Annotated in this window: 10 protein-coding genes and 1 pseudogene; 3 read left to right on the top strand and 8 right to left on the bottom strand. The window is 70.0% G+C overall.

From position 1 onward, the window contains the following. Window positions 1-104 precede the first annotated feature (104 nt). The 7 genes from PARN5_RS0108165 to PARN5_RS0108135 form a co-directional block, all read right to left on the bottom strand. Window positions 105-983: an alpha/beta hydrolase-fold protein gene (locus PARN5_RS0108165; protein WP_017999287.1), complete on the bottom strand. Its 879-nt coding sequence runs from the start codon at window positions 981-983 to the stop codon at window positions 105-107. A gap of 286 nt (window positions 984-1,269) precedes the next feature. After that, window positions 1,270-2,352: an HlyD family secretion protein gene (locus tag PARN5_RS0108160; RefSeq protein WP_017999286.1), complete on the bottom strand. Its 1,083-nt coding sequence runs from the start codon at window positions 2,350-2,352 to the stop codon at window positions 1,270-1,272. Next, window positions 2,349-4,031, bottom strand: coding sequence for an MFS transporter (locus PARN5_RS0108155; RefSeq protein WP_017999285.1), 1,683 nt, complete (start codon window positions 4,029-4,031; stop codon window positions 2,349-2,351). The genes PARN5_RS0108160 and PARN5_RS0108155 overlap by 4 nt, the downstream gene beginning before the upstream one ends. Beyond that, window positions 4,028-4,453: a MarR family transcriptional regulator gene (locus PARN5_RS0108150; protein WP_017999284.1), complete on the bottom strand. Its 426-nt coding sequence runs from the start codon at window positions 4,451-4,453 to the stop codon at window positions 4,028-4,030. The genes PARN5_RS0108155 and PARN5_RS0108150 overlap by 4 nt, the downstream gene beginning before the upstream one ends. Window positions 4,454-4,586: 133 nt before the next feature. Next, the gene (locus tag PARN5_RS0108145; protein ID WP_017999283.1) at window positions 4,587-9,089 is read right to left on the bottom strand and encodes a translocation/assembly module TamB domain-containing protein; all 4,503 of its coding nucleotides are present in this window, start codon (window positions 9,087-9,089) and stop codon (window positions 4,587-4,589) included. Further along, window positions 9,089-10,975, bottom strand: a complete 1,887-nt coding sequence (locus PARN5_RS0108140) for an autotransporter assembly complex family protein (protein ID WP_026155276.1) — start codon at window positions 10,973-10,975, stop codon at window positions 9,089-9,091. Before PARN5_RS0108140 ends, PARN5_RS0108145 begins: the two co-directional genes overlap by 1 nt. Window positions 10,976-11,066: 91 nt before the next feature. Then, window positions 11,067-11,990, bottom strand: a complete 924-nt coding sequence (locus PARN5_RS0108135) for a glucokinase (RefSeq protein ID WP_017999281.1) — start codon at window positions 11,988-11,990, stop codon at window positions 11,067-11,069. 138 nt (window positions 11,991-12,128) lie between these two features. Between PARN5_RS0108135 and PARN5_RS0108130 the strand changes: the two genes are divergently transcribed. Genes PARN5_RS0108130 through PARN5_RS0108120 form a run of 3 tightly spaced genes read left to right on the top strand, consistent with a single transcriptional unit; the run spans window position 12,129 to window position 14,516 of the window. Beyond that, window positions 12,129-12,581, top strand: a complete 453-nt coding sequence (locus tag PARN5_RS0108130; RefSeq protein ID WP_017999280.1) for a hypothetical protein — start codon at window positions 12,129-12,131, stop codon at window positions 12,579-12,581. A gap of 57 nt (window positions 12,582-12,638) precedes the next feature. Beyond that, window positions 12,639-14,030 carry an adenosylhomocysteinase gene (gene ahcY, locus PARN5_RS0108125; protein WP_017999279.1) on the top strand — a complete coding sequence of 464 codons (1,392 nt, stop codon included), beginning with the start codon at window positions 12,639-12,641 and terminating at the stop codon, window positions 14,028-14,030. Window positions 14,031-14,078: 48 nt separating this feature from the next. Beyond that, on the top strand, window positions 14,079-14,516 hold the full coding sequence (locus PARN5_RS0108120) for an HIT domain-containing protein (protein ID WP_017999278.1): 438 nt from the start codon (window positions 14,079-14,081) through the stop codon (window positions 14,514-14,516). Between the two features lie 6 nt (window positions 14,517-14,522). Here PARN5_RS0108120 and PARN5_RS24130 read toward each other — a convergent pair. Next, a pseudogene (locus PARN5_RS24130) lies at window positions 14,523-14,739 on the bottom strand (transposase); the annotation flags it as partial. Between the last annotated feature and the right edge of the window lie 58 nt (window positions 14,740-14,797).

Here is a 14,797-nt window from a genome sequence, read left to right as displayed (position 1 = left end):
TGCACGGGGGCGCTGCCATGTCGGGAAAAACCAGCAAATGCTGGGGTTTTCGCTGTGATATGCGTACACGGGGCGTACACCGCGCGTACACAGGACGTATGCCGTCAGGGGGTCAGCCGGCCGAGATGCAGCGCCAGGGCCTCGGCCGCGGCGGGGCGGATCAGCGAGCCGTGGGTTTCGCCCGGATGCGGACGGTGGATCAGATCGAGCCCCGGCAGATCGGCGAGCGCGTCGAGGATCGGCGGGCGGCGGTCGCCGGAGTTGGCGACCAGCAGCGGCCGCGCCGGGTCGAGCCGGCCGCCCGCCGCCAGCACGCCGCCGCGAAAGGCCGCCGCCTCGCGCAGGGGCTCGCCGGCGTTCCACCAGGTCGAGGGATCGGCCGCGGCATAGCGCGCGAAAAGCCCCGGCCGGGTGAAGAGCGTGTGCAGCACGAAAAGCCCGCCCAGCGAATGGCCGAAAAGCGTCAGCGCCGACAGGTCGACGAGGTGGTCGCGCCGGAGGCGCGGCAGCAGGTCGTCTGCGATCAGGGCGAGGAAGGCATCCTGCCCGCCGGTCGGCCGCTCGCCCGGGCCACGCAGGCCGGGTTGCGCCGGCACCGGCGCCTTGCCGGGCGAGGTCAGGTCGAACCAGCGCCGGGTGGTATCGTTGCGGGTCTCGACCGGATAGCCGATGCCGACCAGCATCACCGGATCATGCGCGGCGGTCTCCTCGCGCAGGTGCCACAGGGCGGGGAAACTGGCGTTGCCGTCCAGCGCCAGGATGGCGGAATAGCCGGCGGCGGGCGGCGGCACGGCGGGCAGGCCCAGGAAGATGCGCCAGGGATTGCCCGCGGGACCGATCTCGAACTGGATGGCGCGGGGATCGACGATGCGCTCGGCCGGCTGCTGGCCGCGCGGGCGCCGGTCCTGCGCCCGCGCCATGCCGGCGGCAAGCGCGGCGGCAAGGACGCCGGCGATCACGCTGCGGCGGGGAATTCGGGTCATCTTGGCCTCCGTTGCTTCGGTCGCCGGGCTGGCGGAAGCGGAGGCTGGCACCGGGCAGGATTGGTTAACCAGCCCTGCGGCCGGGCACAAGCCGAAGGGCGTGGGGCCGCTGTTGCGGGGACCGGGCGGGCCGAGGCGGGCTGCGCCGCGTAGGGTTGGTGAACCGGCTGCGGCGGCCGGTCCGACCGGAAGGCGTGGGTAAACCCTGCTGTTGCGGGCACCGGCAGGCCGAGGCGGGCTGGCGCCGGGCAGGGTTGGTTAACCGGCCCGGCAGCCGACGGGCGGATCAGCCCTCATGCCCCATGACCAGCGCGCCGGCGTTGGCGGAACGCTCGCCCGAGCCCTCGTCCACCGTCACCACCACGGACAGCCCGGGCTCCAGATATTCCGACATTTCCTGCCCCGGGTCGATCGCGATCCGCACCGGCAGGCGCTGCGCCACCTTGGTGAAGTTGCCGGTGGCGTTCGAGCCCGAGAGCAGGCTGAATTCCGAGGCGGTGGCGGGCGAGAAGGCCTCGACCCGGCCGGTGAAGCTGCGGTGCTGCATGGCGTCGACGGTGAATGTCGCGCGGTCGCCGATGCGGACGCCGTGCAGCTGGGTTTCCTTGAAGTTCGCGATCACCCAGACGTCGGGGCCGACATGGCTGACCAGCGCGGTGCCGGCGGTGACATATTGCCCCTGCCGCACGCCGAGCTGGCCCAGCCGGCCGTCCGAGGGCGCGCGGATCACCGTGTTGTCGAGGTCGATCTGCGCCAGTTCCACCGCCGCCCTGGCCGAGGCGATCTCGGCGCGCTTGGCGGCCAGCCCGACCTCGGCGCCGTTGACGGTCTCGCGCGCGACGGCGATGGCGCTTTCCGCTTGCGTCACGCCGGCCTCGGCCTGGCGCAGCGCCAGTTCGGACTGGTCGGCCGAGCTTTGCGCGGTGACACCGCGCGATTGCAGGGCGCTCGCCCGGTCCCAGGTCGATGTCGCGGTGTCGCGGGCGGCCTCGGCGGCGGAAAGCGCGGCCTCGGCCGATTGCAGGCTGGCCTGGGCGGAATGCACCGATTGCTGCTGGATCTTCAGCGCCGCCTCGGCGCCCTCCAGCGCGGCCTGGGCCTGCGCCAGCTTCTGGCGGTATTGCCGGTCGTCGATGCGGGCGACGACCTGGCCCTGGCGCACGGTCTGGAAGTCCTGCACCTCGACCGCGGCGACATAGCCCGAGAGCTGCGGCGCGACGGTGGTGATCTTGCCGCGGATATAGGCGTTCTCGGTCTGCGGATGCGCGGACTGGAACGGCGGCAGGTGCCAGGCGTAGAGCACGATCAGAAGGCCGGCGAGGCCGGCGACGAGGGCGATCAGCGTGGGGATCAGGTGGTTCTTGGTCATTTCGCGGGCTCGGGGTTGGCGGGCGGGACGGCGGGCTGAGGCGCGGGCTGGCGGCGCGCGACCAGCCAGTCGCGGAAGATGTGCAGCAGCAGCGCCGAAAGCGCCATGGCCGCCACCAGGAAGGTCAGGAAATAGGCGTCGTTATAGGCCATGACATAGGCCTGGTTGCTGGCGTCCTGGGCGATCAGCGCCACCGCCTGCGCCTTGCGCGCGGCCGCGTCGGGGATCTGCGCCGCCAGCGCCGCCATGTTCTGTGCAATGGCGGCGGTGGTCTGGGGATCGGCCGCCGTCAGCTCTTCGCGCAGGACCTGCAGGTGCAGGGCCTGGCGGTGGTTGATGAAGGTCGTGAACAGGCCCGAGCCCATGGCCCCGCCCAGCGACTGGGTCGAGATGAAGATCACCACGAAGGAAAGCAGGTAGTTCGGCCCCTTGGCCAGCGCCACGACCAGCCCCTGCATCATCGCCGGCGCCAGGTAGAAGCTGCCGGAAAAGGCGATCAGCGCCTGGCTCAGCATCATCTGCGCCGGCCTCGTGTCGATGGTCGAATGGCTGTCCATGAAGGCGCCGGTGCAGAACAGCGCCAGCGCGATCAGGTGCAGCACCGGCACGCGCTCGGGCTTGATCACCGGGATCAGCGCCAGGCCGCCCAGCACGGTGGCGGCGGTGATCATGGCGAACAGCGGCGCCAGCTGGCCCTGGGTCACGCCGAGGATCTGGAACATGCGCGGCGCGCCCGAGCTTTGCTCGGACAGCACCAGGCGAAAGATCAGCAGGGTGACGGTCAGGTGCACCATGGCCGGGCTGGCGAGCCAGCGGATGTCGAGAAGCGGCGTCTTGCGGTGCAGCTCGATCACCACGACGCCGGTCAGGGTGACGGCGGCCAGGGCCAGCACCCAGCCGATCCAGGGCGTGTCGGTCCACCAGAAGGTGGCGCCCATGGTGAAGGCCGCGGTCAGGCTGCCGAAGCCGATGGAGATCAGCACCCAGCTGACCAGGTCCATGGCCGCGATCACCTTGACGCGCGGCAGCGAGCCCAGCGGCAGCGCATAGACCACCGCCAGCGACACCGCCGCCAGCCCCAGCGACATCAGGTGCAGGGGACCCCAGCCCAGGTCTCCCATCAGGCTGGGCGAGATCACGCGGGCGAGCGACGGCCCGGCCGAGAGCATGGCCATGACCATGGGCAGGCCGAGCCGCATCTTCCAGGCCGGGGGCAGCGGTTCCAGCATATACATGAAGGCGAGCGTGGACAGCGGCGCGGCGGCGGCGCCGGCGAAGAACTGCACCACGATGGCCGAGCGCAGGTCCGAGATCGCCAGCGCCGCCAGCGAGACCAGCAGGTAGAGCACGATGGCCACCTCGGCAAAGCGGCGCAGGCCGAATTGCGTGCGGATCTTGATGAGCATCAAGGGCAGCGAGGCGCGCGGGATCAGGAAGGCCGCCATGAGCCAGGCGGCCTGGGTCTGGGTGGCGCCGAGATCGCCGGCGATCTGCGGGATGTTGCTGCTGACGAAGCCCGGCGCCAGCCCCTGGGTCATGCCGATGGTCAGCGAGGCGCCGATATAGCCCAGCGTCATGGGCAGGGATTTCGGCACGAAGGGCGGCGGGGCGGCCGGCGTGGCAGAGGCGGTGGTGGCCGGAGTGCCCGGGGCAGCGGCCGGGGTGGCGGCGTCGCTCATGACTGGCGCAGCTTTTCGGCGTTCTCGGCCATGCGGGCCAGCGTGCGGCGCGTGGCGGCGAGATCGTCCTCGGGGATGCCCTCGGAGAGCGCGGCATCGACCTCGGCGCGGAAGCCGAGCAGGGGCTCGATGCGGGCGGCCTCGGTCAGGTGGACGGCATGCTTGCGCGCGTCGCCCGGCAAGGCGCGCCGCTCGGCCAGGCCCTGCTGTTCCAGCGCGTCCAAGAGCCGCTTCAGCGTCGGCGTCTCGATGCCCAGCGTGGCGGCGAGCTTGGCCTGGCTTGCGCCCTCGTCGCGGCCGATGGCGGTCAGCAGGCGGGCGCGGGCGAAGGTCAGGCCGTAACGCTCGACCCGCATGTCGAAGGCGGCGCGGATGCTGCGGGTCAGCGCGGTGAGCGTGTCGAAGATCATGGTTTCGGGCATGGCAGGATCCGGCCCCCGGGGTGAGTCGTTTTCATTAGTTAGCTAACTAATGAAAACCGCCGCCAAGATCAAGGCCCCGCCTGCGGATTTCGCGGGCGGGGCCTTCTCTGGCCGAACGGGCGCGGAGCGCGCGTCAGTAGTCGCGTTCGTAGAACAGGCCGATCGCGCTTTCGCCCTCGCTGTCCACCGAGCCGCGCGCGGTCAGCGCCTTGTTGATGTCGAGGTTCAGGTTCAGCTCCGTCTTGCCGTCGCCGCCGACCTGCACGTCGGTATAGAGGTTTTCCGACAGATACTTGCCGGCACGGACCGAGACATTGCCCTCGTCGTCGGTGGCGAGGTCGAGGTCGTCGAGCCCGGTCGAGGCGCGCAGCCGGCCGATGATGCCCTCGCCGCCCTTGCCGGCCAGGGTCGCCACGGCGCTGGCGAGCTGCGCCGCCTGCAAGGCGCTGATATTGTCGAGCCCGCGCCCGAACAGCAGCTGCGACAGCACCTCTTCCTGCGGCATCTCGGGCGAGGATTCGAAGGTGATCTCGGGGTCATAGGCCTCGCCGTCGATGATGATGCGGGTGGTGATGTCGTCCTGCTGCGTCTCGGCCACCAGGCGGATCACCGGGATCAGGCTGCCCTGCAACTCGATGATGCCCTCGGTCATGTCGAAACGCTTGCCGAGCAGGTCGACGCGGCCGCGGATCAGCTCCAGCTTGCCGATGGGGATCGGCTGGCGGGCGTTGCCGGTCAGGCGGATCTCGCCGCCCAGTTCGGCATCGACGCCGCGGCCGCGCACGAAGACCTGGTCGGGGGCCGAGATCAGCAGGTCGAAGCGCGCCGGATTGGCCGGCGGGATCGCCGGCGGCGAGGTCATGCCGGCGGCGGTCGCGTCGGGGCTGGGGAATTCCAGCAGCCCGGCCTTGGCCCGGGTCTGGCGCTGCGGCGGCCGTTCCGAGCGGTGGATGATGTCGGGGATCGCCCGCGCGCCGCCCAGGCCCGTCGAGGGGATGCGCAGTTCCGTATGGCCGACGTCGATGCGGCCCGAGACCAGCGGCCCCTGCCCCACCGTGCCGGCGACGCTGATCGCGCCATTGACCCGGGTTTCATAGAGGTTCGGGTCGCGCAGCACGACATTGGCCAGCCGCACGTCCAGGTCCATCTGCCGGCTGCCGGTCAGGTTGACCGGGCCGGTGACGGTGATGCTGCCCCCGGCTTCGACCGCGCCGCGCACGTCCACGTCGATACGGCCGGCGTTGAAATCGGCATTGGCGTTCAGGCTGCCCACGGCCAGGCCGAAGCGCGGCTCGGCCAGCCGGCCGCCCGTCAGCGCCACCCGGCCCGAAAGCGATTCCAGCGCCGGCTTGCCGTTCAGCCGCAGGTCGAAGCTCAGCGGCCCCTCGACCGAGCGGGTGCGCAGGAAGGGGTTGGCGGCGGCGGCATTGCTGGTGCCCTCGATGCGGATGTCGGCGGTCGCCAGGCTGGTCGCGGCGGTGCCAGTGACGCGGGCCTGGGTATCGCCCGGCCCGGTCGCGGTCAGATTCACGTCGTAGGTCGGACCGGTGTTGCGGATGGTACCCGTGACCGTCGCCGGCCCCGGGAAGCCCTGCACCAGCAGGCCAAGGTCGGCGAGCCGGGCGTCGAGGTTCAGCCCCTCGGACGGGCTGCCGTCGCCGGTGACCGAGAGCTGCGGGTTCTGCGCCCGCAGCCGGCTGACGGTCAGGCTGCCGTCGGCGCGCTGGGTCGCGGCCAGCTCGATCCGGGTCTGGCCGGCCAGCACGGCATCGGCCTGGGCATTGCCGACGGCAAGGTTGCTGGCATCGCCGGTGGCGGTGATGGCGCGGGTGCCATCCGGCTGGTCCTGCACCCGGCCCTGGGCCTGCACCGCGCCGCGGAAGCCGCGGCCGAGGAAGCGCAGGTCGTCGGCGCGCAGGTTGGCGGTCAGGTCGGTGGCGCCCTTGCCGAGCTTGCCGGCGGCGTCCACGTTCAGGCGCGGGTTCTCGACCGTCGCGGTGTCGATGGTGAAGACGCCGCCGCGCTCGGTCCCCTGCACGGCGAGCCGGGTCTGGCCGGCCAACGCGCCATCGACCTGGGCCTGGCCAAAGGACAGGTCGGTGCCGGTGCCGGTCACGTCCAGCCGCCGCGCGCCGTCGCCCGCGTCCCTGAAACTGCCCTGCGCCTGCAGCGAGCCGCGCCAGCCGCGGCCGAAGCTGGCCAGCGACTTGATGCTGACCGCGCCGGTCATGTCGGTCGCCTGGCCGATGGTGCCCTGCGCCGTGGCCTGCATCTGCTGGTTCTGCAGGTTGAAGCTGTCGATGGTGAATTCGCCGCCCTGCTCGCGCGCGGAGAGCTTCAGGTCGGTGACGCCGGTCAGCGCCCCGTCCACGTCCTGCTGGCCGAAGCGCAGGTCGGTGCCGCGCCCGGTCAATTCCAGCCGGCGGGCATTGCCCTGTTTCGAGGCGGTGCCTTGCAGCGTGACCCCGCCCGAGAAGCCGCGGCCCAGCACCGAAAGGTCGGGCATGGCGACGGAAAGCTCGCCGTCCAGCGTCTGCATCGAGAAGCTGCCCTTGCCCTGGGCGTCGAGCTGCGGGTTTTGCAGGCTGAATTGCTGCAACTGATAGGCGCCGTCGCTTTCCAGCAGTTCGATCACCAGGTCGGTCTCGCCCTTGAAGGCGCCGTCGATCTCGGGCCGGCCCAGGGCCAGGTCCTGCGCCTTGCCCTCGAGCGCCAGCTTGCGGCCGCCCTGCGGGCCGGTCAGATGCGCCCGGGTCTGCACCGCGCCCGCATAGCGCGGGTCGGCGACGGACAGGTCGGGCATCGAAATCGTCGCCGTCACGTCGCTGGCATTGCTGTTCAGGTAGCCCTGCGCCTCGGCCGTCAGGTTCCGGGCGTTGACGGTCAGGTTGCGCAGCTGGATGCCGGTGCCGTCGCGTTTGGCCGACAGGTTGATCGCCGATTCGCCGGCCAGCATGCGGTCGGCCTGGTCCTGGCCGATGCGGATGTCATGGCCCTTGACCTGGGTGTCCAGGTCGAAGGCCTTGCCCAGCAGGACATAGCGGCCCCTGATCGCCGCCTCGGCCCGTCCGCCCAGGGCGCGCCCGGCCAAGCGCGAGAAATGTGACAGGTCGTCATGCGTGGCGGTGATGTCGCCGGCGATGGCAAGGCCGCTTTTCAGGCCCGAGACCTCGGCCTCGCCCTTGAAGCCATAGCCCCTGCCGTTGATGTTCATGCCCCAGAATTTCAGCGCATTGCCGGGGGTGAAGGCGAAGTTCAGGCCGCCGTTCAGCGTGTCGCCCAGCGCCTCGGCCAGGCCGGGGTCGGTGGGCTTCACCGCGTCCATGCCGAAGGCGACCCAGCCGCGCACCTCGGACAGCGCCTGGGCGTCGGTCAGCACCACCCGGCCGCGGCCGTCGAGCCGCAGCTCGGACAGCGTGAGGTCGGGCCGGGTCATGTCGCCGACGCGGCCTTTCAAGACCCAGCCCGCGCCCTGCGCCGCGTCATAGTCCAGCCGCAGGTTGCCCGAGGTCACCGTCATCGGCTTGTCGCCGAAGGGCACCGCGACCGGCAGCTGCGTGGCGCCAGCGTCCTGGCCCAGAAGCAGCGTCAGATGCGCGCTTTCCGGCGCCCCCTGGGCGGTGGTCGCGACCGAGCCCGCCAGGTCCAGCGCCCCGGTGGTGACCTTGAGTTCCGGCACCAAGAGCCGGCCGTCGGCGCCGCGCCAGCCCTCGGCGCGGATCTGCGAGGTGCCCGCGAAGAACTGCTGGTTCTGCGGCGCGGTCAGCGAGGCGATGTCGCCGTCGAGCTGCGCCAGGAAGGCCGTGCCGGCGGCGCCGTCGCGCTGTTCGGAACGCACCGCGACGGTGCCCTGCACCCGCGGCTCTCCGTCGGTCATCAGCGCGATCTTCGCGGTGTAATCCGACAGCGGCCCGGTGCCCGAGATCTGCGCCTGCACGGCCGGGCGGCCGTTCATCTTGACGATATTGGTGAAAAGGCCGTTCCTGTCCTCGTCCAGCCGCAGGTCCAGCGCCAGCACCCGGGTTTCGTTGGAAAAGCCCGCGTCCAGCAGGAACTGGCCGCGCGGGCCGTCGACGCGGTCGATGGTCAGCTTGGTCTGGCCCTCGCCGTTTTCCAGGTTCATGGCGCCGTCGATGGCGATCACCGCCTCTTGCCCGATGATCGGCTGGCCCAGTTCGACCCGGCCGACCTGGATCTTGTCGATGTTCACGCTGACCGGCAGTTGCGGCAGCGAGAATTCCCGCGCCTCGGCCTTGGGCGCGCTGTCGCCGCCGCCGGGCAGGCGGGGCAGGATGATGCGTTCGGCCGACAGCTCGTCGATCTGGATGCGGCGCGACAGCAGCGCCGAGCGGCTCCAGCTCATGGCGCCGTTTTCCAGGGTGATCCAGACGCCGTCATCGTCGGCGATGGTCATGCGGTCGAAGGTCGCGCGGGACGACAGCGCGCCGCGGAAGCCGTCGATCTGCACGTCGCGGCCGGCGCCGGACAGCTTTTCCTGCAGGAAGCGGGTGATGAAGCCCTTGTCGTCCTCGACCTGCTGCGAGATCTCGGCGGCGCTGTCCTGCGCCACGGCGACCAGAGGCGCGGCCAGCGCGAGGCAAAGGGCGAGGAAGAGACGGTAAGCCAGATCGCGCATCAGAATGCCTGCCCCAGACCGATATAGACCTGCACCCCGCCGTCGTCGCCATCGCCGCCGCCGACCGGCGTGGCGAGGTCGAAGCGCAGCGGGCCGATCGGCGTCTTGTAGCGGATGCCCGCGCCGGCGCCGGCCTGCCAGCCGCTGGCGCCGGACCAGGTGCTGTCCTCCCACACCCGGCCGGCGTCGGCAAAGATGGCAAGGCCGATCTTTTCGCGGACCTGGATGCGGGTTTCGGCGGTCAGGGTGACGATGGACATGCCGCCGGTCTTGACCGGGCCGTCGGGGCCTTCGATCACCTCGACGCCCAGCGATTCATAGGAATGGCCGCGCACGGTGCCGCCGCCGCCCGACCAGAACAGATAGTCGCGCGGGGTTTCCTCGATGTCCGGCCCGGCGACGGTGCCCAGCCGGGCGCGGCCGGCCAGCGTGAAGCGGTCGTCCTGGCCGAAGCTGTAATAGGCCCGGCCCTCGGCGGTGATCTGCGCGCCCGAGCCGGTCTCGTCCTGCAAGCCCACGAAGGAGGTCACGCCGCCCGACAGCCAATAGCCGCGCTTGGCGTCGTTCTGGTCGTCGCGCTTGTCCCAGGTGATCGAGGCCGGCAGCGCGAAGAGCCGGAAATCGGTCTGGCCCGAATCGTCGTCCACCCGCAGCGCGCGATATTGCAGCGCCACGTCGGCGGTCAGCTCGTCGCTGGGCAGCCAGGTGAAGCCCAGGCCGAAGGTGCCGGACTTGAGGTCGTAATCCTCTTCCTGCTGGCTGACGACCTGGGCCAGCACATAGCCGGTGGTGTCGGCGGTGATCGTCGCCGGCCGGTCGATGCGCACGCCCAGGTTGTAGTCGCGGCCGGTGTCGCCGCCAATGTCGGAAACGCCGGCATCGACGCGCAGCCGCTCGCCGCCGCGGAACAGGTTGCGGTTGATCCAATAGGCGGTCAGCGCCAGCCCGTCGGTGTTGGAATATTCAAAGCCCGCGCCCAGGCGGCGCAGCTTCTGTTCGACCACCAGCAGGTCCACGTCCAGCGTATTGCCGGGGCTGATATAATCCGCCTCGGTCAGGGTGATGGCCGAGAACACGCCCGAGCGGCGCAGGCGCTTCCTGACATCCTCGAGCTTTTCGGGGTCGAATTTCTCGCCCTCGGGGAAGCCGGCGATCTTGCGCAGCCGGCGCGGGTCCATGCGCTTTTCGCCGCGGATGGTCAGCTTGCCGAAGCGCAGTTCCGGGCCGGGCGCCAGCAGGATGCGGCTGTCGATCTTGTTGGTGGCGTGATCGGCGATGATCCGGGTTTCCGCCACGTCGGCCTTGGCATGGCCCACGTCGCGCCAACCCGAGACGGCGGCGGTGGCGGCGCCCTTCATGTCGCTGGTGCGGGCGATGGCGCCGGTGTGGTATTCGCTGGGCAGTTCGGTGCCCGGCGCCACCGGCGCGATCTCGGCCCGGCTGTAGCGGAAGCGCGGCCCGGGGTCGACCTGCACCACGACCCTGCGCACCAGCTTCGGCGCGTCGAGCGGCGCGATGGTCGCGGCCTCGGTCCCGTCCAGGGTGATGTCGATCAGCGCCGAGAAATAGCCGTTGTCATAGAGCACGCCCAGGATGCGGGCATAGTCGCCGCGCGCCGCCGCCAGCATGTCCTGGCCGGTCACCCGCCCCTCGTCCTGCGCGCTGACCAGCAGAGAGGTGGCGCGGATCTGCGGCAAGAGCTCGTCGTCGCCGCCCCGGATGCTGAAATCGACATCGACGGGCGAGCCGGCATTGCCGCCCTTGCCGCCGAAGAGGCCCGAGAAGGGCGAGGAGGACGAGGGCCCCGAGGATTGGGCCAATACCATGCCCGCACCCGCGCCCAGCACGATTGCGGCCGATACGCCCGCCCTGATCCAGCTTTTCATGGCCTGCCCGTCCTGCTTTTTCGCATTTTGCGGCAGCATTGCAGGGAGTGTTAACAAAATCCAGCGCGAGCGGCCCGGATTCGGGCAATTTTCAGCGGATTGCGGCAAGACAGCCATGCAGCGCGGCCATGTCGTCGCGGATCACCCCGACCGGAACCGCCTGCGGAATCCGCGCCATCAGCGGGTCGGACAGGAAGGCCGCCTCGAAGATCGCGAAGCGGTCGGCGCAGGTCCGCGCCACGCTGCCGGTCAGGAACATCCCGTCCATCGGCATGAATCGCAAGGCAAGTTCCCGGCACAAGAGACCCAGGAGCCGGGCGTAAAGCGCCAGCGTGCGCAGCGCCTCGGCGTCGCCCTGGGCCGCGGCATCGGTCACGGTCTCGGCCCGCGCCGGCGCCGTGCCGCTGCGCAGCGCGTGCAGGCGCGCGAGGCCGCGGCCGGCGAAAAGCTCCTCGACCGAATCGACCTGACCCGCCTTGTCGCCCAGCACCTGCGCCAGCGGCTCTGCGACCGACAGCGGCAGGCGGGTGTGGCCTTCCTCGGCCTCGAGGCAGGCGATGCCGCCCCCGGGCAGCACCTTGACGGCGCAGACGTTGAAGCCGGTGCCGGCATTGACCACCAGGCGCTGGCCGTTCGACAGCGCGGCCCCGGCCGGGGCGCGCAGGAAGCCCGCCGACGCACCGTCCAGCGCCGGCGTGGCATAGCCCAGCGCGATCAGGTCGTTGATGAGCCGGGCGCGCGGCGCGCCGGTCAGCGCGCAGAGCCGCGATTCCGAGAAATCCCAGTCGCGGTTGGTCAGCCGTGCCTCGTGGCCCCAGACCGGGCCGGCGACGGCGACGCAGACCGCCTCGATCTGCGGGCTGCCCTGCTGCGACAGATAGGCGGTGACCACATCGTCGAAACTGGCGTGGTCGTCGCCGCGAAAGCGGGTGATCGACGCCGCATCCAGCGCACCGTCCCGCGCCAGCGCCATGCGCGCATTGGTGCCGCCCACATCCGCCAGCAAGATCGCCATTCCGTCCCCCTTGGTCCTGGCCCCGGTCCGGTTCTAGGCCATCCGCGCCCGCGCCGCCAGCATGGAACCTTTGCGGAACCTTGCCGCGCGGGGCGGCGTTTTGCCCGCGAACCCGCTGCCAAGCGAAAGGTTGATCCGATGACCAAGACCCTGCTGACCCGCCTTGCCCCCGCCATGCTGGCGCTGGCCGTCGCCGCCCCGGCGCTGAGTGCCGCCCCGGCCATGGCCACCACCATGAGCCGCGAGCAGAACCTGGCCAATCCGCGCGGCTGGTCGGCGGTGGCAGGCATGGACCCGCGCGCGGTGCGCGAGATGGCCCGCACGCTGCCGCTGTCCGACACTGTCGTCGCCGACCAGCCCTGGTGCGACCGCAAGGCCGAGGTGGAAGCGACCCTGAGCCACGATTTCGGCGAGGAAAAGGTCGCCGCCGGGCATGAGGGCAGCACGCTCTGGGGCTCGGCGCTGATGGGCACCTGGACGGTGGTGCTGGAGCGGCCGGATGCGACCAGTTGCGTCATCGCCTCGGGCATCGGCTTCAGCGACGGCGCCAATCCGGGGGTGTTCTTCACCAAGGCGGGGCTCAACGGCTGATTTGCGCCGCAGCGCCGCGAATGGTATGGCCGCGGCGACAAGCTGCGCGAGGCATCCATGACCGACCACATCATCCGTGACATCTCCCTGGCCGAATTCGGCCGCAAGGAGCTGGACATCGCCGAGACCGAGATGCCCGGGCTGATGGCCCTGCGCGCCGAATATGGCGAAGCGAAGCCCTTGGCCGGCGCGCGCATCGCCGGTTCGCTGCACATGACGGTGCAGACCGCGGTGCTGATCGAGACGCTGGTGGCCCTGGGCGCCCAGGTGCGCTGGGCGTCCTGCAACATCTTCTCGACCCAGGACCATGCCGCGGCGGCGATCGCCAAGGCCGGCATCCCGGTCTTTGCCATCAAGGGCGAGACGCTGCCGGAATACTGGTCCTATACCGACCAGATCTTCCAGTTCGCCGAAGGCACCGCCAACATGATCCTGGACGACGGCGGCGACGCGACCATGTACGTCCTGCTGGGCGCGCGGGTCGAGGCCGGCGAGACCGGGCTGATCGACGTGCCGACCAGCGAAGAGGAAGAGGCGCTGTTCGCGCAGATCCGCAAGCGGCTGGCGGCCTCGCCCGGCTGGTTCACCCGCCAGCGCGCGGCGCTGCGCGGCGTGTCCGAGGAAACCACGACCGGCGTGCATCGCCTCTATGACCTGCACAAGAAGGGGCTGCTGCCCTTCCCGGCGATCAACGTGAACGACTCGGTCACCAAGTCGAAATTCGACAACAAATACGGCTGCAAGGAGTCGCTGGTCGACGGCATCCGCCGCGCCACCGACGTGATGATGGCCGGCAAGGTCGCCGTGGTCTGCGGCTATGGCGACGTCGGCAAGGGCTCGGCCGCCTCGCTGCGCGGCGCCGGCGCCCGGGTCAAGGTCACCGAGGTCGACCCGATCTGCGCGCTTCAGGCCGCCATGGACGGGTTCGAGGTCGTGGTGCTGGAGGACGTGGTCGCCAGCGCCGACATCTTCGTCACCACCACCGGCAACCGGGACGTGATCCGCATCGAGCACATGCGCGAGATGAAGGACATGGCCATCGTCGGCAACATCGGCCATTTCGACAACGAGATCCAGGTCGCCGCCCTGCGCAACCACAAATGGACGAATATCAAGGAGCAGGTGGACATGATCGAGATGCCCTCGGGCAGCCGCATCATCCTGCTGTCCGAGGGGCGGCTCTTGAACCTCGGCAATGCCACCGGCCACCCGAGCTTCGTCATGTCCGCAAGCTTCACCAACCAGGTGCTGGCGCAGATCGAGCTGTGGACCAAGGGCGACGAATACGCGCCGGGGGTCTATATCCTGCCCAAGGCGCTGGACGAAAAGGTCGCGCGGCTGCACCTGGACCGGATCGGCGTCAAGCTGACCCGGCTGTCGCGCGAACAGGCCGACTATATCGGCGTGACGCCCGAAGGCCCGTTCAAGCCCGAGCATTACCGCTATTGATCCCGGCCGCGCGGTCCCTGCGGCCGCGCCCCGCCAAAGAGGTTGCCCATGTCCGGAAACGATTGCCTGTTCTGCCGTATCGCGCGCGGCGAACTGCCCGCGCATCGCGTGCATGAGGATGACCATATCCTGGCCTTTCTCGACCTGCATCCGATCCGCCCCGGGCATTGCCTGATCATTCCCAAGCAGCATTACCCCTGGTTCGAGGATCTGCCCGAGGATCTGGCCAGCCGCATCACCACCTGCGCGCAACGTCTGTCGCGGCAGATGAAGGCGCTCTACGGGGTCGAGCGGGTGGCGCTGCTCTATACCGGCATCCATGTCGCCCATGCCCATGCCCATGTCGTGCCGATGCATCATGTCCACGACGTGTCGTCCCAGGCCTATCTGAAGGACGGGATCCTGGAGTTCACCCAGCCGCCGCAACTGCCCGCAGAGGACGGCACGCGGATCGCGGGCGATTTGGCGGCAGCTTTTCAAGCCTGAATGGGCGGAAGTGTGACGAAGCATCATGCCAGACATTTGATGGTCAGACAGCCTGGATCGCGGCATCATTGTCGTCGGGCCGGCGACCACGCTTGCCGGTGGAAGCGGCTTCCCAACTCATGGCCGGGCCGAACCAGATCGTGAGCGAGCCGCGGCGCCCGAGCGTTCCGTTGCAGGCTGGCCCTTTCCGGGTCTTGCAGGTCGGCGGTGCCGGTCTGTTCATGCCATCCACCTGCCACGCTGGATTCGAGAGCTGAATTCCTCTCGGGATTTGGGTGACA

The organism is Paracoccus sp. N5, assembly GCF_000371965.1.
Classification (GTDB): Bacteria; Pseudomonadota; Alphaproteobacteria; order Rhodobacterales; family Rhodobacteraceae; genus Paracoccus.
Note: the sequence above shows the minus strand (reverse complement) of the source record. Positions and strands in the feature narration are given on the sequence as shown.